We start from the raw sequence: 19,349 nt of genomic DNA, 5'->3' as shown, positions 1-19,349 counted from the left end.
AAAAGCGCTGAAATATTTTCCCGGGTCCACATCACTGATTGGGATGCGGCTCTGGTATTGGCTGGGGAGATGGAAGTGCAACTGATCTCCGGTAGCGGTATAAGCTAAGCAGTAAGCACCTGTATACAATTGTTGTCAGATTGTCTCGATGGCTTGAAGGGGTATTTATTTTGAATCAGATTGCGGAGTATTGTTTTGTCTGACGCCGTCAAACACCTGCAGATTGGTGATGTATTACAATTACAGTTTGCACCTCCCGCGGAAAACCTGGATCGCTATTCCGCTACCCTGGTCGGGTTTCTGCCAGGTCAAAGCCTGGTGATCACCACACCACGTAAAGCCGGTAATCCCATCATTGTCCGCGACGGTCAGAGTTTTACGGTACGGATGTTACAGGGCAGTAACATTTTCGGATTTGTCGCCAGAGTGCTTCACGCCTCGTCAAAGCCCTATCCACACATTCATCTGGCCTATCCTGACGATGTTGAGAGTGCGGTGGTAAGAAACGCACCTCGTGTACCCACTGAATTGCAGGCTGTGGTTATCAAGCCACAAGGCACAAGCGGCACGGATCTGCAGCGACATGTGATCATCACCGACCTGAGCAGTACCGGCGCAAGGGTAATCGATAGTGACAAACTTGGTGATGTGGGATCGATCATTCAGATTACCCAGACCCTATCGGTCTGTGGTGGCAATGATGTCCTCAAGGTGTTGGCCACGATCAGGAATATCCGTGAGACACCTGCGCCTGATGGGTCTATGCGTTATCTGCACGGCCTGGAGTTTCGCGGACTCAATCGCTTTCAGCAGTTACTGCTCTGCTCCTATGTGCTTGGCAGTATTGCCCGCGAGCGAGGCTGATAGCCTCAGCCCCCTCTTTAGATAATTCTTAGGAAGGGGTTACGCCTGATTAAGTGCCACTACTCGTCGGTGTTGCGCGTTTTGGGCTTGACTAAAAAGACAAAAGGTATCGCTATCGGCCCTAATAGCAGGCCTAACAGGCCCCAAACAGCACCATTTCCTCCTCTTTTTACAGCGATCCTGTGGCAGAGGATTGCACTGCCCAGGGTGATGATGAGCAATACGATTAACCCGGCCATACGCAAACAGATGGCAGCAGACTGGCACTCAGGGAAAACTGCCTATTGACCGGCGAGTGAGGGTAGTGGTGTTTGGCTTGACCGGATGAGCGGGGGAGGGAGGCAGCCAGATTCATGAGCCTATTGTATCTATCCCGGTTTCCGTTTCAGAAACCGGGCTAGTCCAGAGTGGTCATTCGGATTTGACGGCCAAGGCATCCAGGAATCGTTCGGCATCCAGCGCCGCCTGACAGCCTGTGCCGGCAGAGGTTATGGCCTGACGGTAGACATGGTCCATTACGTCTCCAGCGGCGTAGACCCCCTCGATTGAGGTCTCTGTGGCATTACCTTCCAGGCCACCTGCAACCTTGATGTAGCCGTTGTGCATATCCAGCTGACCTTCGAACAGGGCAGTATTCGGGCTGTGTCCAATGGCGATGAAAACACCTTGCAGGTCGATCTCTTTGGTTGAGTCATCTTTGACATTCTTGATTCTCATGCCGGTCACACCAGTTTGGTCTCCCAGCACTTCATCCAGCACATGGTCCCACTCAATGGTGACATTTCCCTCTTCAGCCTTCTTTTTCAGCTGATCAGAGAGGATTTTTTCCGAGCGGAATTGATCACGCCGGTGCACCACCACAACCTCAGCGGCAATATTCGACAGGTAGAGTGCTTCCTCAACGGCGGTATTACCACCACCGATTACAGCTACTTTCTGATTTTTATAGAAAAAGCCATCGCAAGTTGCACAGGCTGATACACCTTTTCCGCGAAATGACTGTTCCGATTCAAGTCCCAGGTATTTCGCCGAGGCACCGGTGCAGATGATCAGTGCATCACAGGTGTAGATGGCCTGATCGCCAGTCAGACGAAATGGACGTTGGCTTATATCCGCTTTGTTTATATGGTCGAAGATGATTTCAGTGTTGAATCTCTCCGCATGTTTACGCATTCGCTCCATGAGATCCGGACCTTGAACGCCGTCGTTGTCACCAGGCCAGTTATCCACTTCCGTGGTGGTCATCAGTTGGCCGCCCTGTTCCATCCCGGTGACCAGGACAGGCTGCAGATTGGCTCGTGCTGCGTAGACGGCCGCCGTATAGCCGGCGGGACCGGAGCCGAGGATCAATAGGCGGCAATGCTTGGTTTCACTCATGTATACTTACTCCACTCGGAATCTGCCCTGAATCGGCGGCAGATTATGAAAAACTATGGGACTAGAAGATTATAGAGTCCGAAAATCGGAGACCCGCATCCAAGTCTGAATTAGAGAATGCGGGAATACTACGGAATCATCACTCCTGGGTAAAGATTCACCACGAGAAACATGGTATGAAAATTGGTATTCCAACAGAAATCAAACCCCTGGAGGGGCGTGTTGGCCTGGTGCCGGAAGCCTGTGCAGAGCTTGTGAAGAAAGGTCATCAAGTGCTTCTGCAGAGTGGAGCTGGCCTGGCAAGCGGCTACCCGGATCAGAGCTATGAGAAGCTGGGGGTAACCCTTGTCGGAAGTGCCGCAGAGATCTATCAGGAATCTGATCTGGTGGTCAAGGTGAAGGAGCCCTATGGTGATGAGCCGGAGATGCTACGGGCCGGGCAGTTGCTGTTCTGCTTTCTGCATCTCGCGGCTGATGAATCACTGACCCGGCGGCTACTTGCATCCGGGGTCACAGGAATTGCATTCGAGACGGTGGAGGCGCAGGGTAAATTACCGATTTTGGCGCCCATGAGCGATATTGCCGGACGTCTTGCAGTTCAGAACGGCATCACTCTATTGCACCATCATCAGGGCGGCAAGGGATTGCTGCTTGGTGGTTTACCGGCTGCAGAGCGGGGTCACGTTGTGATTCTCGGTGGCGGTCAGGCGGGTGGAAATGCTGCGGAGTTGGCTGCCGCCATGGGAGCGCGGGTGACTGTGTTTGACCGATTGAGGGAGAGGATGGGGGAGTTGCGCCGGATCGGTAGGAATGTGACCGCAATCTATCCCTATACGGATGCGGTGAGTGAGGCCGTGGCAAATGCGGACCTGTTGATCGGGGCTGTACTGATTCCCGCATCCAAGGCACCCAAAATTGTTGATCGGTCGCAGATCTCCTCAATGAGTCCTGGTAGTGTGGTGGTGGATATATCCGTGGATCAGGGTGGGTGCATTGAGACCACCCGACCGACCAGTTACGAAGATCCAACCTACAAAGTGGATGGTGTGACGCATTTCTGCGTGACTAACATGCCTGGTGCGGTGCCGAGAAGCGCCAGTCAGGCCCTGTCGGCATCAATGATGCCTTATCTACATCGTCTGGTCGGGGAAGATTGGCAAAGTGATCAGCAGCTGTGGGGTGCGGTAAATCTGGCAAAGGGGGAACTTGTGCATCCTGTATTGCGCGATCAATACTTGTGAATCAAGAATAACAAAAATATGTAACCCTATAATATAGAAGTGATAATTGATAGAATATTCCAGATTGAAATAACCGGAAACCACAGCTTGAGCGCAGACCCCTGTGGAATATTCCTCCTTAGGGCGCACGCTCCTGATTGAACCCGCCAGGGTCAGCGATTGGATTGAGACGAAACTATGGCAGTACAGGCAAAAAGCCAACAAACACCAGCACAGAGTGCCTTCCATTCCCATGTCAGTCATGCCATGCGGGAAGGTATCATGTGGAGCCTGTTCTGTCTTAGTGGTTATCTGCTTCTTTCGCTGTTCAGTTACTCCCCGCTTGATCCGGGCTGGTCCTATACCGGTTCGGAAGCCAAGGTTCTCAATTCAGGGGGACCCGCCGGCGCCTGGTTTGCGGACGTCTTTCTCTATCTGTTTGGCATCTTTGCCTATCTGTTTCCGATCATGCTGAGTTGGAGTGCGGTACTGGTTTTTCGCCGTCGCAATCCGGACGACTCTGTAAACATCAATCTGGTACTGGTTCGCTGGCTCGGTTTTTTCATCACCCTGGCCTCAGGATGTGCGCTGGCGGCACTGCATACCAATCATCTGATGGCTAATCTGCCTACCGGTACGGGCGGGGCTCTGGGTACGCTTCTGGGTAACTATTTCGAGGCTGTTTTCAGTAGTTCAGGCAGCAGTCTGTTGATGTTGGCTCTGTTTCTCAGCGGTTTTACCCTGTTTACCGGCGTCTCCTGGTTCACCGTAATGGATTTTCTCGGTGGCCTGGTACTGAAAACCACACACGCTCTTCAGCGGGGATTTCTTTCACTGCAGGAGCGTCATGCTGCGAAGCGTGCGCGACAGGAACGGGTGGAGTTGATCAAAAAGGAGCAGAAAAAGGAGAAGAGCCGCAAACAACCCAGAATAGAACCGGTAATCAATGCGCCTAAACCCAGTGCGCGGGTTGAGAAGGAGCGTCAGGTCCCTCTGTTTGAAGCCGATCCCAACAGCGAGCTTCCACCTCTGGCACTACTCGATCCGGCCAAGCAGACGGTGCAGGCCTATTCACCTGAGGCGCTGCAGGCCATGTCACGTCAGGTGGAGCTCAAATTTGCCGACTTCGATATCGATGTCGAGGTGGTTGCCGTACATCCCGGACCCGTGGTCACCCTCTATGAGTTGAAGCTGGCGGCAGGTACCAAGGTCAGTAAGATCAGTGGCCTGTCGAAAGACCTTGCCCGGGCACTCTCAACCATTGCGGTGCGGGTGGTGGAAGTCATTCCGGGGAAATCGGTGATTGGCCTGGAGATCCCGAATGAGTATCGGGAGATGGTCTTCCTCAGTGAGGTGCTGCAGTCGGAGACCTACGAGTCCTCAAAGTCGCCCCTGACACTCGCTCTGGGTAAGGACATCGCGGGTAATCCGATGTGTGCTGATCTGGCCAAGATGCCCCACGCACTGATCGCAGGTACCACCGGTTCCGGTAAATCCGTTGCGATCAATGCCATGATTCTCAGTCTGCTCTACAAATCGAAACCGGATGAAGTGCGGATGATCATGGTCGATCCGAAAATGTTGGAACTTTCGGTCTACGAGGGCATACCTCATCTGCTGACTCCGGTGGTGACCGACATGCAGGAGGCAGCCAATGCCCTGCGCTGGTGTGTCGGTGAGATGGAGCGTCGTTATCGTCTGATGGCCAGTCTGGGGGTTCGTAACATCACTGGCTACAACCGTAAAGTGAAAGAGGCGATCAAAAAGGGCGAGCCGATCAAGGATCCGTTGTTTCAGCCGGAACCGACCGAAGTCATCGAAGCGATGGCTCATCCGACCCTGGAACCTCTGCCATTTATTGTGGTCATTATCGACGAGCTTGCCGACATGATGATGATGGCAAGAAAAAAGGTCGAGGAGTTGATTGCACGATTGGCGCAGAAGGCGAGGGCATCCGGTATCCATCTGATCCTGGCGACCCAGCGGCCCTCAGTGGATGTCATTACCGGTCTGATCAAAGCGAATATTCCTACCCGAATCGCTTTCCAGGTCTCATCCAGAGTCGATTCAAGAACAATCCTCGATCAGATGGGGGCCGAACATCTGTTGGGTCATGGTGACATGCTCTATATGGGAACCGGCAGTAATATACCCCAGCGTATGCATGGCGCCTTCGTCGACGACAACGAAGTGCATCGGGTGGTGAAACACCTGAAGGATTCGGGGCAACCCGACTATCTGGAAGAGATCGTGCAGGAAGCGACGGAATCGGTACCTGGATTTCCAGCTGAAAGCGGTGATACGGAGGACAATGATCCGCTCTACGACGAAGCGGTACGAATTGTCACGGAGACCCGGCGGGCCTCAATATCCGGCGTGCAGCGCAGGTTGAAGATTGGTTACAACCGGGCTGCCAGAATGATAGAAGAGATGGAGCGTACCGGGATTGTCGGACCGGCTGAAAATAATGGCAGCCGTACTGTACTGGCACCACCTCCGCCTAAAGATTAAACCAACTCGTAAACGGATCACTCTATGAAAAAGTGCCTGAGCGGCTTGATGCTGCTGCTGTTCTTAAGCTTCTCCCAAAGCCTCTGGGCGGAGAGTGGAATCCGGCAGCTGGAGACTTTTTTGCAGGATCTGAAAACCCTCAAAGCCGACTTTCGTCAAACCCTGCAACAGCCGGATTACGATCAGGTCTATGCCAGTAACGGGGTTTTCTATCTGAGACGCCCCGGACAGTTGCGTTGGGAGTATCAGACGCCCAGTGAACAGTTGATCGTAGCTGACGGGGATCGGGTCTGGTTGCATGACATCGAACTGGAACAGGTCTCCCACCGCAGCCAAGAGGCGGTATTGGATGGTACTCCGGCACAACTGCTGAGCGGTACCGGACCGATCTCCCAACACTTTGAGGTCTATGAGCTGGGCGTGGAGAGTGAATTGACCTGGATTGAGCTGATTCCAAAAGGCAAAGAGGCTCAGTTTGCCAGTGTTCGCCTGGCACTCCAGGAGAGTCGCCTTGAACGCATGGAGATGTTTGATAATTTTGGCCAGGTCACCCGGTTTTTCTTCGATAATATGCAACGCAACCCTAAGTTGGATGATGCGTTGTTCGAATTCGAACCACCCCCTCTGATCGACCTCATTGGCGATCTATGACGGTTCAGGATCAGGATCTTTTTACGCAAAACCGGGTTGAGGAGTTTCGACCTCTTGCTGACCGTATGCGACCCCGCAAACTGGCGGCGTTCATCGGCCAAGGCCACATCATCGGCTCCGGTAAACCACTGCAGGTAGCGATCGAAGAGGATCGTCTCCACTCGATGATACTCTGGGGGCCCCCAGGCACCGGCAAGACCACCCTGGCCGGTATGATTGCTGAACATTCCGGCGCGCAGTTTCTCAGCCTTTCCGCGGTACTCTCCGGGGTCAAGGAGATCCGTGCGGCGGTGGAAAAAGCGAAACTTTCTCAGCAGCAACAGCGTCCGACGGTGTTGTTCATTGACGAAGTGCACCGCTTCAACAAATCACAGCAGGATGCCTTTCTGCCTCATGTGGAGGACGGCACGGTGGTGTTCATTGGTGCCACCACTGAAAATCCATCGTTTGAGTTGAATAACGCGCTGCTCTCAAGGGCCCGTACCTACGTTCTCAAAGCGCTGACAAAAAGTGAGATCGAAAAGATTATCCTGCAGGCGTTGGAAGATGCATCGAACGGTCTTGGTGTCAGGCAGTTGCGTATCGAAAAACAGGCTCTGGCCTTACTTGCTGAAGCCGCCGACGGGGATGCCCGAAGGGCGCTTAATCTGCTTGAGATTGCCGCCGATCTGAGTGATTCCAAACAGATCGGAACTGCGACGGTCGAGGAGGTGGCGAGTGGTACCCTGCGTCGTTTCGATAAGGGTGGCGAGGCCTTTTATGACCAGATCTCCGCACTGCATAAATCAGTTCGTGGATCCTCACCGGATGCCTCACTCTACTGGTTGGCCAGGATGATCGATGGAGGCTGCGATCCCCTCTATGTCGCCCGCCGGGTGGTCAGAATGGCCTCAGAGGATATCGGCAACGCGGATCCCCGGGCCTTGCAACTGGCGATCAATGCCTGGGATGTCCAGCAGCGGCTGGGCAGTCCGGAAGGGGAACTGGCGATTGCCCAGGCTGTGGTGTACATGGCCTGTGCGCCGAAAAGTAATGCGGTGTATATGGCTTGGAAAAGCGCGCTTGCGGATGCCAAATCTTCAGGCTCACTGGAGGTGCCGTTGGCGCTTCGAAATGCACCGACCAAGCTGATGAAGTCTCTGGACTACGGTAAGGCTTATCGTTATGCCCATGATGAACCTCACGCCTATGCAGCTGGTGAAAGCTATATGCCGGAGGAGTTGCAGGGGTGTCACTACTACGATCCGGTAGATCGGGGTATGGAGATCAAAATCGCAGAAAAACTGGCGTTTCTGCGCAAGCTGGATCAAGAAGCAGGCGAGGAGTGATGTGTGATTCCTAAACTTCTGCCAGATCTAGCCGCAAATTACGCAAATCACCGCAAGTACACGCCAACACTTTAATCACTCGTTAGATCCATTCGCGCCTTTTAGCAGTGCCTGGCGTGAATTGGCGAGTTGAGTGAATCTAACGCATCAAGTCGAGCAGTCCGCCACTGCCTTTATTGGCCTCGATATACTCGGCCACCTCATCATGATTACCCTGTCTGGCGAGGTCTTCGGCACTCTCACGTCGGAGGTTGAGATGGTGGGCGTTGGCTTTCATCTCCAACAGGCGTTTCACAACGGAGAGATGTCCTTGTTCTGCTGCAAGCATCAGGGCACTGTTTCCCGCATTGTTGCGATGTTCCAGGTTTTCAGAATAGCGTAACAGGATGTTCAGAGTGTTTAGTGAACCGCTTCTGGCTGCCAGCATCAATGCCGTATTGCCATTGTTACTCAGCCGGTCCACATAACCTTCACGGGGAATCAACTCTTTCACCATGTCGGCATGACCGTTTGCAGCGGCGCGCATCATGGGTGTGAGTCCATCATCAGCCTGCAACTCGATTTTTGCACCACTCTTCAAGAGTTGATGAAAAATCGCGGGATCACCAACACCAATCGCATGGTAGAGCGGGGTTCGGCCCTTGTTGTCTGCCTGATCCGGTGAGGCACCGCGCGAAAGCAATATTTTAACGATCTCAGGCTGGGATTTGAGTACAGCCAGAATCAGTGGTGTGATGCCGGTGTCGGTGGTCTTGGACAATCGGGCATTGTTTTTGATCAACAGCTCTACCAGTTCCAGATTCTGCTGCTCGATCGCCAAATGCAGTGGCGTTATATCATTTTTACCTGAGACATCGATTTTGGCGCCACGTGCTATCAACAGCTTTACCAGTTTCAGATTATTCTCACGGCAGGCCAGCAGAAGCGGGGTGGGGCTGCCAGGGGTTGCCAGATTGGGATCGGCTCCATGATCAAGCAGTAATGTGGTCACTTCAGCATGGCCTTGCCATACGCTTCGGCTTAACGGGGTTAAGCCTTCCGGATCCAGTGTGTCGAGTTCATTCTCCTGCTTGAGTAGAGCCTCGATCAAAGGCTTCTGGCCGCGCCAGGCAGCAAGATGCAAAGTGCTCCAGCCTGCAAAGGGATTACTCTTGTTATCCGGGTTTTCATTGGACAGGGATATTGATGCGCTGATCTTCGCCAGATCCGGGAACTCTTTGGTTTTATTTCGAGTTTGGGTTGCTATGCCACCAGCTGCCTTGAGCTGTTTGGCAATCGCTTTGTCATTGCGCAGCAGTGCCATATCCAGCGAAGTCTGTTTTTTACGGTTTTTGGCATTTACGCTGGCACCGTTTTCCAACAGTACCTTGATGGTCTCCAGGTGCTTTCTGCCGGTGGCAACCAACAAAGCTGTGTTTTCATTGGCGTCGAGGGTTTCCGACTTGGCGCCAGCCTTGATCAGGCTGCGCACAATCGATGTGTACCCCAATCCTGCAGCGGAGTGGAGTGGGGTGTCCCCAAGGCTGTCACTGGTATTCGGGTTGGCACCTGCCGCAAGCAGGATTTCAACCGCATCTGTACGGCCATTGATGGCCGCCTCATGCAGGGCGCTACGGCTGAATTCATCTCGGGTGTCGGGAGAGAGGCCTGACGCCAGGATACGTTTCAGGGTTTCACTCTTGCCCGCTGCCGCCGCGCGATTGAGAAACTCAGCCGCCTGCTGGTCGCTCAAGCCTGTCACCGGGGAGGTGGTGGAGAGATTTTCCATCCGCTTTTTCGCCAACCGATGACCCTGTATGGCGGCTTTGTCATACCAATCACTGGCAACCGCTGAATCCGCATCAATTCCCCAGCCGTTCTCATACATGGTTCCGGTGGTGTATTGGGCTTCGGTATGCTCCTGGTTGGCGGCTTTCAAGTACCAGTGGAGTGCCTTGGCATAATCCTTCTTAATACCGCGGCCGGCACGATACAGACCGCCCAATGCAAATTGCGCCTCGGCATCTCCCTGTTCGGCTAGTTGAGTGTAGATCTCCACGGCACGATTGAAATCCCGGATACGAATCGCCGCTTCGGCCTCGGCATGTTCTGCTGAGAGTATTGGAAAGGGTACTACCAGCATGAGACACAGTAACATTACCATCCCTGTCTGTCTGATTATTGTGTTGGATCTAGGCGGTGCCATGTTTGGTTTCCACATTGATGCCGGTCTCTTTAAGAAATCCTGTTGGAAGTATACCGCCGGCGCAGATGATGGCAGCGTCATTAGGAATTTCAATCTTCTCTCCACCCTTGTCGATGGTGACAGTCTCTTCAGTGAACTCAGTGACATTGGTGCTGAGTAACAGGTTGATCTGGCCTGATTCGGCAGCTTGATCCACCTTTTCCCGATTTTTTTTCTTCGCCCGGCTAAAGGCTCCACTGCGGTAGGAGAGGGTGACTGTGGTGCCTGGCTCTGCAGCGATACTGGTTGCAGCCTCAAGCGCACTGTCACCGCCGCCAACCACCAGGACATGCTGGTTTTTATACTGTTCCGGATCGATTAAACGATAGGTGATCTTACTCAGATCCTCCCCAGGTACACCGAGTTTCCGGGGAGTGCCCCGTCGGCCGATGGCCAGCAGGACCATGCGGGTATGATAGGCGTCTTTGTTGGTTTTGACATCATAGCCACCAGCAGGGTTGGCTGTAATCTTCTCCACCCGCTCATGGTAGCTGATCTGCACGCCGGTCTTGCGCTCTACATCCTCCCAGAACTCAAGCAGCTTCTCTTTGGTGGTTTCAGTAAATTTGACCTCACCAACCAAGGGCAGCTTTACCGGTGCGGTCATCACAAGTTTGCCTCTGGGAAATTGAAAAACCGTTCCACCCAGAGACTCCTGCTCCAAAGTCTTGTATTTGATCTTTTTCTCCATCGCCCTCAATGAGGCACAGAATCCAGCAGGTCCGGCTCCTACGATCAGTAGATCGAGGGGTGCGCTGCCTTCACTTTTGAGTGCCTCCAGGATCTGATCCATGGCTTTGGTTCCCTGTACGATGGCATTTCTGATCAGACCCATGCCACCCAGTTCACCGGCGATGTAAATGCCCGGCATGCTGGTTTGAAAATTATCCAGCAGGGGAATATCGACACCGCGTCGTTCTGTGCCGAAGACCAGGGTAATGGCATCGAAAGGGCAGGCGGTTTTACAAGCGCCGTGGCCGATGCAGTTGGTTGGGGCGATCAGCTCAGCCTTATTGTCGATCAGCCCCAGTACGGGATGGTTGGCCTGCTCCGGGCAGGCTTTTACGCAGGTTCCACAGCCCATGCATTTTGCAGGATCGATCAATGGGTGGAGCGAGGCCGGTTCGGTCAGGCCTGCTTCGAACTCTTCTGTCTTAAGAGCAAGATTCTTTTTACTTTTCCTGCGGCTATGCAATATGTAAATAGCCCATACAAGTAGTATGGGTATTAGGTAGATCAGCAGGAAATCGATGGTGTACTGCATTGTTGATCGTGTCTCAAAGGCTCAAAAGAGTGCTAACTGTCACAGTTTGTGGGAAAGGATGCCTAAATTGTACACAGTAATTTCAATCACTGAGGTTTCTGCCGAAAACATAAATGTATTTAGAGTGATTTTTTGTGAAGCCCTTCATGGATGGGAAATTTGTCCCAACATAACATAGAGACGTAATGTGGAGAAAATGCTGATCGCGGCTCTCATTCTAAATAAAAAGCAGTAATAAAAAAGTAAGTGATTGAAATTAATACTAAATATGTAGGTGATGTCGATGCAAACAGCAGCCATATCAACCAGTGTAAATGAGACTCTACTGGAGAGCATTCTCTCTGCCTGGCAACGCAGAGCGGGGTTTATAACAACCCTGGGATTTACCCTGTTTTCACTCTTGCTCCTCTATATGGCCTGGTTGAACCACTCCCAGGCAGTATGGACAGCTGAGGTCGGCTGGGGCTACTGGTTAGGTATCGTCGGTGGCAGCATGATGTTGCTGTTGCTGCTCTATCCGATGCGCAAACGTTTACACTTTATGTCCAAATGGCTGACTGTCAAGTTCTGGTTCCGTCTGCACATGGTGTTTGGTGTGCTGGGTCCGGTTCTGATCATGATGCACTCCAGCTTCCATATCGGCTCTCTGAATGGCCAGGTTGCACTCTACAGTATGCTGTTTGTAGCAATCAGCGGTCTGTTCGGCCGTTACTTCTATACCCGAATCCACTACGGTTTGTATGGTAAAAAGGCGACATTTGCCTCCTTGCACGCTGACTCTCTGGTGCTGAAGAAAAAACTGGGACGTCTGTTCGAATTGAATCCGAAAGCCAAGGAGCTGATGAAGCAGTATGAAAAGGATGTCATGAATGCTCCTACCGGCCCGATCTCCAGCGCCAAGCACTGGGTCAAAATGCGCTATACTTCTGCGGTACTCTACCCAAAGGTGATGCGTTCTCTGAACAAGAAACTGCTGGCCGTGGGCTACAAAAAAGGCTGGTCCAAGTCCAAAGTTCGACGCAATCAGTTGCGCATCAGAAAAATGCTGTTGTCCCACAGGTCTATCCTTCGGCAGGTTCTAGAGCTACATTTCTATGAAAGACTTTTTGCGATCTGGCATCTGCTGCATATGCCGCTCTTCATCATGATGGTGATTACCGGTTTTGTGCATGTCTATGCTGTGCATGCCTACTAGACCGTTAAGCAAGCAACACTCTACCTACATTCGTCATGAACCGATTTGGCTGTCATGTCATTTGCGTACTATTGCTGATGATATTTACCCTATCTCAAAGCCACGCAGGGAAGCTGGATCTACTGTTGATGCCGGGACCGGTCATCGAAGGCCATGCCGAGTTCGAAGAGAAGTGTGAGAGCTGTCATGAGACCTTGAAAAAAGCGGATCAAGTTGAGCGATGTCTCGCCTGTCACGATCACAGCGATGTGGCCGAAGATATTGAGCAAGGCACAGGTTTTCACGGACGACTGGACAAACAGCGCGCCGCCAACTGTAAGCAGTGCCATACCGAGCATAAAGGAAGAGATCGGGATATCGTCAATCTGGACACTGAGGATTTCGACCATTCACAGACCGATTTTCAGTTACGGGGTCGTCATGAGCAGCTGGCCTGTCAGCTTTGTCATAAGCAAGATCTGAAAAAGTACAGTCATGCCCCCTCACTCTGTTTCGATTGCCATGAGTCGGACGATGCCCACCGGGGGGAGTTGGGTGAAGAGTGCGATAAATGTCATAACGAAAAGGGTTGGCGTAAACAGGATTTCGATCATGATCTGGATACCGACTATCCATTGACCGGTAAACACCGGGATCTCGACTGCAAGCTCTGCCACGCCGATGAACACTACAAAAATACACCCAAAGAGTGTATTGGCTGCCATTTGATCAATGATGCGCACAATGGCCGATATGGCAAAGTCTGTGCGAAATGCCACGCAACCGAGGATTGGAAAGAGCTCTCATTCGACCACCGTGCGGATACCAAATTTCCGCTTGAAGGGCGTCATAAGGATGTGCCTTGTGATACCTGCCATATCCGCGGCCCGTTCGAAAAGAAAATCTCAAGTAAGTGTTTCGCCTGTCATGAGAAAGATGACGATCATAAAGGACGTAATGGCGAGAAGTGCCAGGACTGTCATCGTCCATCAAGTTGGACAGAAACACAGTTCGATCACGGCAAAGACGCTAAATTCGAACTGAAAGGCAAGCATAAAAAGCTGAGTTGTCACGCCTGTCATCGAAATGCCGCAATGGATGATTTGAAAGAGGCCGAGTGTATCACCTGCCATAGGGCAATCGATTTGCACAAAGGTGACTTGGGTGAGGATTGCGGCTACTGCCACAATGAAAAGGGCTGGACTGAGAAGCTCTTTTTTGAGCATGACATCACACGCTTTCCACTGATCGGTATCCATAGTGTTACTGCCTGTGAATCCTGTCATCTCAATGCTGTCTACCCACAGACAGAGATTGAATGCTTGTCCTGTCATGAAAAAGATGACACCCATGAAGGAAAAATGGGTGAGTTGTGTGGCGATTGCCACAACCCAAATGCCTGGATGCTCTGGACTTTTAATCACGATGAACAGACAGAATTTCCATTGGATGGTAAGCACGGCGAGGTTTTCTGCCACGCTTGTCACCGCGCTGAGCTGACCGAACATAAACAGTCAGCCAACCATTGTTACGGTTGTCATCGGGGGGATGACATACATCGAGGTGGATTTGGCCGGCATTGTGATCGTTGCCACTCTACAGAAACGTTCGAAAACCCGGAAATTCGTTGATCGATTCGGTATGGAAAATAGGATGATGAGACTGCCCAAATATAGATTACTGTTACAACAGGCCAGTTGGCTACTGCTCTTTGTTGTCAGTCTGTCATTGATGAATTTCGTGCAGGCAGAGAGTGCTGAATTCGACCATTTTGAAACAGGCTTTCCGCTCACAGGTGAGCATCGCAATGTTGAATGCGATCAGTGTCATGACAAGGGCCAGTTCCAGGGTACCCCGGTCATGTGTGACGGCTGCCACAACGATACCGATGCAGCCGGTAAGCCGATTGATCATATTCAAAGTGACGACCGTTGTGACGATTGCCATACCACTGTCGGCTGGCATGTGGCCCGCTTCGATCACGGTACCATCGACAGTGGCTGTTTCTCCTGTCACAACGGCTCCGCTGCCCAGGGCAAGGACAGTGATCATATCAGTACCGGGAATACCTGCGAGTTCTGTCACACCACTTTCAGTTGGGGACGGGTCAGCCGTGTGGATCACTCGGTCGTCACAGGCACCTGCGAGAGTTGCCATAACGGCAACATCGCCCGTGGCAAACACGATACCCACATCGCAACTGAAGAGCCCTGCGATACCTGCCATATCACCAACAGCTGGTTACTGGTCTTTTTTGATCACTCTACCGTCGCCGCCGGCAGCTGTGAAAGCTGTCATAACGGCACCAGCGCCACAGGTAAATCGGCCAATCATATTGTGACCAATGAGGCCTGTGATCTCTGCCACACCACCAACAGCTGGCAAGTGGATAACTTCTCCCACGCCGGGATCCGGGGAGATTGCGAGAGCTGTCATAACGGGGTCAGTGCAATCGGAAAGCCTGTCGGTCATGTGCCAACCAGGGAGCCGTGCGAGATCTGCCATACCTCGACCAATTCCTGGTTGGTGGTTAACTTTGTCCATGGAGAGGAGGTGTTTGGCCGTTGCTCCAGTTGTCATGACGGTATTACACAGCCCGGTAAGGATGCGGATCATGTACAGACCACGGCAGAGTGCGATACCTGTCATACCTCAACAGAAGACTGGAGTGTGGTCGGATTTGATCACAGTGAGGTTGTACCGGGTACCTGTGCAAGTTGTCACGACGGAGTACAGGCGCCAGGCAAACACGATACCCATATTGTCACCAATGAATCCTGCGACGTCTGCCATGCGACCACCGCCAACTGGCATGTCATCAATTTCAGCCATGACGGATTCCAGAGTGCTGGCGTCTGTTCCACCTGTCACGACGGTACCCGGGCGACCGGTAAGCATGCACTGCACATTCAGACCAGCGAACAGTGCGATGTCTGTCATCTCTCTACCGACAACTGGCTGAATACCAGTTTTGATCATAGCGGCGTGGATGCCGCCGGGCGCTGCTCCACCTGCCATAACGGCAGCCAGGCAACCGGCATGCATGCGACGCATATTGAGACTGCCGAGCAGTGCGATGTCTGTCATAACTCAACCAGTAACTGGAGTGATGTCAGCTTTGATCACAGCTCGATTGAAACCGCAGGCGTCTGCTCCACCTGTCACAACGGTGTACGCGCCACCGGTAAACACGCCAATCACCTGCAGACCAACGGCGAGTGCGACACCTGCCACACAACCACTGCCTGGAACGTCAACAACTTCTCCCATGAGGGTATCACCGCGGATTGTGAGTCCTGCCACAACGGGGTGACCGCCACCGGTAAGCATTCGGATCATATCCTGACCAGCTCACCCTGTGAGGCCTGCCACTCAACCAATGACTGGACTCTGACAGGGTTTACCCATGAAGGTGTCTCCGGTACCTGTGAATCCTGCCATAACGGCAGTGTGGCCACCGGTAAACACGATAACCACATTCCAACTTCGGCATCATGCGACAACTGCCACACTACCAACGCCTGGACGATCAGCAACTTCAGTCATGAAGGGGTCACCGAGAGCTGTCACTCCTGTCATGATGGTGTTCGTGCCACCGGCAAACACGATACCCATGTGGCCACTACGGCGGTCTGTGAAGGTTGTCATACCTCGACAACCAGTTGGGCGGAAGTCACTTTCGACCATTCAATCGTGACCGGTAGCTGCGCCAGCTGTCATGATGGCGTGACTGCAACTGGTAAATCGGCCGACCATATCGAGACCGATGCGGCCTGTGACAACTGCCATATCTCCAATGAGACCTGGACAGCGGTGCGCTTCGATCACAGCGGCATTACCAGTGGTTGTGAATCCTGCCACAACGGGGTGGATGCCACCGGTAAACCCGATACCCACATACCCACCACAGAGCCCTGTGAGAACTGCCACAACACCATTACCTGGAGTACCGGTCGTTTTGATCACGCCGGTGTGGCAGGGGCCTGTTCAAGTTGTCATGACGGTGTGGTTGCAACAGGCAAACACGCCTCACACATTCCCACCGATGCCCAGTGTGACAGCTGCCATACGTCAACCATCGACTGGCTGCTGACCACCTTCAATCATGACAATGTGGCTGCCAGCGGTAACTGCTCAAATTGCCACGATGGTACGCAGGCAACTGGTAAACATGCACAACATATCGAAACGACCGCTCAGTGTGATATTTGCCACCTCTCTACCATCAACTGGCAGGATACAAGCTTCGATCATAGTGGCGTGACCACCACCGGTGTCTGCTCAAGCTGTCACAACGGCACCACCGCCACCGGTATGCATAGCAACCACATTGCCACCACTGAGCAGTGTGATGTCTGCCACAACTCGACCACCAGCTGGTTGAGGGTCAGTTTCGATCACAATGCGGTGCCGACCTCAGGGATCTGTTCGAGCTGTCACAACGGGGTGCGGGCAACCGGTAAGCACGCCGGTCATCTGCAGACCAATGCCCAGTGCGATACCTGTCATACGGTTGATGGATGGCTGATCTCCAATTTTGACCATGCGGGGATTACTGGGGATTGCGAATCCTGCCATGACGGGACCACCGCCACCGGTAAACATGCCGGACATATTGCCACCAGCCAACTATGTGAGGATTGTCATACCCCCACTAACTGGAACCTCAACGGTTTCACCCACAGTGGTGTCACAACAGCCTGTCACCTCTGCCATAACGGAGATATCGCCATCGGCAAGTCGCCATCCCATGTGTTGACCAACGCCACCTGCGATACCTGCCATACCACCAGCAATTGGAATATCTCCAATTTCAATCATGATGGGGTTACCGGTAGCTGCCAATCCTGTCATGACGGGGTCAGGGCAACCGGCAAGCATGCCGCCCATGTGGCGACCACAGCCTCCTGTGAGGCTTGTCATACGTCAACCAACAACTGGTTGCAGATCACTTTCGATCATGCGGTGGTCTCCGGTGCCTGTGCCAGCTGCCACGATGGCAATACAGCAACCGGCAAGCCGGCCAATCATGTCCAGACCAATGCCGCCTGTGACAACTGCCACATCTCCAATACCACCTGGTTGAACATTCGCTTTGATCACACCGGTATCGTCTCCGGCTGTGCAAGCTGCCATAACAATGTGGATGCCACGGGTAAGCCGGCCAATCACATACCGACCAATGAGCCGTGCGAGAACTGCCATACCACGGTGACCTGGGCAACCGGCACATTCGATCATGCCGGCGTGGCTGGAACCTGTTCCAGTTGCCACAATGGCAGCATTGCCACGGGTAAACATGCGGCCCATATCGCCACCAGCGGCCAGTGCGACAGTTGTCATATCTCAACCGCCAACTGGCGCTCGGTACGTTTCGACCACAGCACAGTGACCGGTAGCTGTCAGAGCTGCCATAACGGCACCATTGCAACCGGAAAATCGGCAAGCCATGTGGCCACCAATGCAGCCTGTGATGTCTGTCATACCTCCCAGACTACCTGGACAGCCGTCAACTTCGATCACTCTGTGGTTACCGGTACCTGTTCAAGCTGTCACAATGGGGTTACCGCTACTGGTAAACCGGCTAGCCATGTACCGACCACATCCGAGTGCGATGCCTGCCATACCTCCCAAACGAACTGGTTGGCGGTCAGGTTCGATCACACCAATGCGGCGGGTAACTGCTCCAACTGCCATGATGGCATCACCGCTACCGGTAAGGATCCGGGGCATGTGCCGACCACCGCACAGTGTGATGATTGCCATCTCTCGACAACCAACTGGCTGAACGTGCGCTTTACCCATGGCAATGTGGCGGGTACCTGTTCAACCTGTCATAACGGTGTGACTGCAACCGGCAAACATGCCGGCCATATCCAGACTTCAGGTCAGTGCGATACTTGCCACATATCCACAACCGATTGGACCAATGTCGATTTCAACCACGGCAGCATCATTACCGGTTGTTCAAGTTGTCACAACGGTTCCCTGGCGACCGGCAAGCCCGGCAACCATATACCCACTACGCAAGAGTGTAATATCTGTCATAACTCAACCGACAACTGGTTGAATGTGACCTTCAGTCACACCAATGTGGCGGGTACCTGCTCCAACTGCCACAACGGCACATTCGCCACGGGTAAGTCGGCTAGCCATCTGCCCACCACGGCTCAGTGTGATAATTGCCATACCTCAACCAGTAACTGGCTCAGCGTTACTTTTGATCACAGTGGTGTAACGGGTAACTGTAACAGCTGCCATAACGGTACGACGGCCACCGGTAAGCCTCAAGGGCATTTCGTTACCACCCAGCAGTGTGATGCCTGCCATACCACCAATGGTTGGTTGCCCGTAATAAACTATCGTCATACATCCGGAAACTATCCGGGTGATCACCGGGCTAACCTGTCATGCCAAGATTGTCACACAAGTAACAGTGAGTCAGTGCCTTGGCCGTTTCCAAGCTATGCTCGCTCCTGTGCGGGATGTCATGCAAACGACTACGAAAATGGTGAAGATGACCATAGCGGACTCAGTGCTGATCGTAATTGCGGAAGCAGCGGCTGTCATAGAGTGAGCGACAGGGAGTGGTAAATGATATCTGAATAATCCCTTAGTGATTAGGGATTATTCGGGTCATTTTAAGCACTTTGTTCATTATTCTCATGACCTGATAGGATGGCCTTGCAGCCCATCAACCAGCAGTCTTTATTTAATAACATTTTTTAATTCAATC

11 protein-coding genes are annotated in these 19,349 nt (G+C 52.7%); 8 read left to right on the top strand and 3 right to left on the bottom strand.

All coding sequences use genetic code 11. From position 1 onward, the window contains the following. Positions 1-195 precede the first annotated feature (195 nt). Positions 196-864, top strand: coding sequence for a flagellar brake protein (locus tag AC4IE8_RS11650; RefSeq protein WP_068993607.1), 669 nt, complete (start codon positions 196-198; stop codon positions 862-864). Positions 865-1,275: 411 nt separating this feature from the next. On the opposite strand, the gene trxB is transcribed toward AC4IE8_RS11650, so the two are convergent. Further along, positions 1,276-2,241 (bottom strand): thioredoxin-disulfide reductase, encoded by a 966-nt coding sequence (gene trxB, locus AC4IE8_RS11645; protein WP_068993603.1) that lies wholly within the window; start codon positions 2,239-2,241, stop codon positions 1,276-1,278. Between the two features lie 176 nt (positions 2,242-2,417). Here trxB and ald point away from each other — a divergent pair, with 176 nt between their 5' ends. The 4 genes from ald to AC4IE8_RS11625 all read left to right on the top strand — a co-directional run bounded on the left by ald (position 2,418) and on the right by AC4IE8_RS11625 (position 7,951). After that, positions 2,418-3,482: an alanine dehydrogenase gene (ald, locus tag AC4IE8_RS11640; protein ID WP_490791072.1), complete on the top strand. Its 1,065-nt coding sequence runs from the start codon at positions 2,418-2,420 to the stop codon at positions 3,480-3,482. A gap of 246 nt (positions 3,483-3,728) precedes the next feature. Continuing rightward, positions 3,729-5,972 (top strand): DNA translocase FtsK, encoded by a 2,244-nt coding sequence (locus AC4IE8_RS11635; RefSeq protein ID WP_490791117.1) that lies wholly within the window; start codon positions 3,729-3,731, stop codon positions 5,970-5,972. A gap of 24 nt (positions 5,973-5,996) precedes the next feature. Beyond that, complete coding sequence (lolA, locus tag AC4IE8_RS11630; RefSeq protein WP_490791071.1) at positions 5,997-6,623, top strand: outer membrane lipoprotein periplasmic chaperone LolA; 627 nt, start codon at positions 5,997-5,999, stop codon at positions 6,621-6,623. After that, a complete protein-coding gene (locus tag AC4IE8_RS11625; RefSeq protein WP_068993589.1) occupies positions 6,620-7,951 on the top strand; it encodes a replication-associated recombination protein A in 1,332 nt (443 codons plus the stop codon). Before lolA ends, AC4IE8_RS11625 begins: the two co-directional genes overlap by 4 nt. A gap of 139 nt (positions 7,952-8,090) precedes the next feature. Here the strand turns inward: AC4IE8_RS11625 and AC4IE8_RS11620 are convergent, their stop codons facing one another. Both AC4IE8_RS11620 and AC4IE8_RS11615 read right to left on the bottom strand, forming a co-directional pair. Further along, positions 8,091-10,088: an ankyrin repeat domain-containing protein gene (locus AC4IE8_RS11620; protein ID WP_490791070.1), complete on the bottom strand. Its 1,998-nt coding sequence runs from the start codon at positions 10,086-10,088 to the stop codon at positions 8,091-8,093. 34 nt (positions 10,089-10,122) lie between these two features. Then, the gene (locus AC4IE8_RS11615) at positions 10,123-11,439 is read right to left on the bottom strand and encodes an NAD(P)-binding domain-containing protein (protein ID WP_490791069.1); all 1,317 of its coding nucleotides are present in this window, start codon (positions 11,437-11,439) and stop codon (positions 10,123-10,125) included. Positions 11,440-11,722: 283 nt separating this feature from the next. Between AC4IE8_RS11615 and AC4IE8_RS11610 the strand changes: the two genes are divergently transcribed. The 3 genes from AC4IE8_RS11610 to AC4IE8_RS11600 all read left to right on the top strand — a co-directional run bounded on the left by AC4IE8_RS11610 (position 11,723) and on the right by AC4IE8_RS11600 (position 19,207). Continuing rightward, on the top strand, positions 11,723-12,634 hold the full coding sequence (locus tag AC4IE8_RS11610; protein WP_490791068.1) for a hypothetical protein: 912 nt from the start codon (positions 11,723-11,725) through the stop codon (positions 12,632-12,634). A gap of 128 nt (positions 12,635-12,762) precedes the next feature. Then, positions 12,763-14,244 carry a cytochrome C gene (locus AC4IE8_RS11605; protein ID WP_490791067.1) on the top strand — a complete coding sequence of 494 codons (1,482 nt, stop codon included), beginning with the start codon at positions 12,763-12,765 and terminating at the stop codon, positions 14,242-14,244. Beyond that, complete coding sequence (locus tag AC4IE8_RS11600; RefSeq protein ID WP_490791066.1) at positions 14,162-19,207, top strand: cytochrome c3 family protein; 5,046 nt, start codon at positions 14,162-14,164, stop codon at positions 19,205-19,207. Before AC4IE8_RS11605 ends, AC4IE8_RS11600 begins: the two co-directional genes overlap by 83 nt. The last annotated feature ends 142 nt before the right edge of the window (positions 19,208-19,349 follow it).

This window comes from Candidatus Thiodiazotropha sp. AKAK2, assembly GCF_058244685.1.
This window is presented reverse-complemented; position numbering and strand designations above follow the sequence as displayed.

Coding starts and splice junctions, on each gene's coding strand:
- trxB (WP_068993603.1), bottom strand. CDS start 2,241: ATGAGTGAAACCAAGCATTGCCGCCTATTGATCCTCGGCTCCGGTCCC.
- ald (WP_490791072.1), top strand. CDS start 2,418: ATGAAAATTGGTATTCCAACAGAAATCAAACCCCTGGAGGGGCGTGTT.
- AC4IE8_RS11635 (WP_490791117.1), top strand. CDS start 3,729: ATGCGGGAAGGTATCATGTGGAGCCTGTTCTGTCTTAGTGGTTATCTG.
- lolA (WP_490791071.1), top strand. CDS start 5,997: ATGAAAAAGTGCCTGAGCGGCTTGATGCTGCTGCTGTTCTTAAGCTTC.
- AC4IE8_RS11625 (WP_068993589.1), top strand. CDS start 6,620: ATGACGGTTCAGGATCAGGATCTTTTTACGCAAAACCGGGTTGAGGAG.
- AC4IE8_RS11620 (WP_490791070.1), bottom strand. CDS start 10,088: ATGTTACTGTGTCTCATGCTGGTAGTACCCTTTCCAATACTCTCAGCA.
- AC4IE8_RS11615 (WP_490791069.1), bottom strand. CDS start 11,439: ATGCAGTACACCATCGATTTCCTGCTGATCTACCTAATACCCATACTA.
- AC4IE8_RS11610 (WP_490791068.1), top strand. CDS start 11,723: ATGCAAACAGCAGCCATATCAACCAGTGTAAATGAGACTCTACTGGAG.
- AC4IE8_RS11605 (WP_490791067.1), top strand. CDS start 12,763: ATGCCGGGACCGGTCATCGAAGGCCATGCCGAGTTCGAAGAGAAGTGT.
- AC4IE8_RS11600 (WP_490791066.1), top strand. CDS start 14,162: ATGACATACATCGAGGTGGATTTGGCCGGCATTGTGATCGTTGCCACT.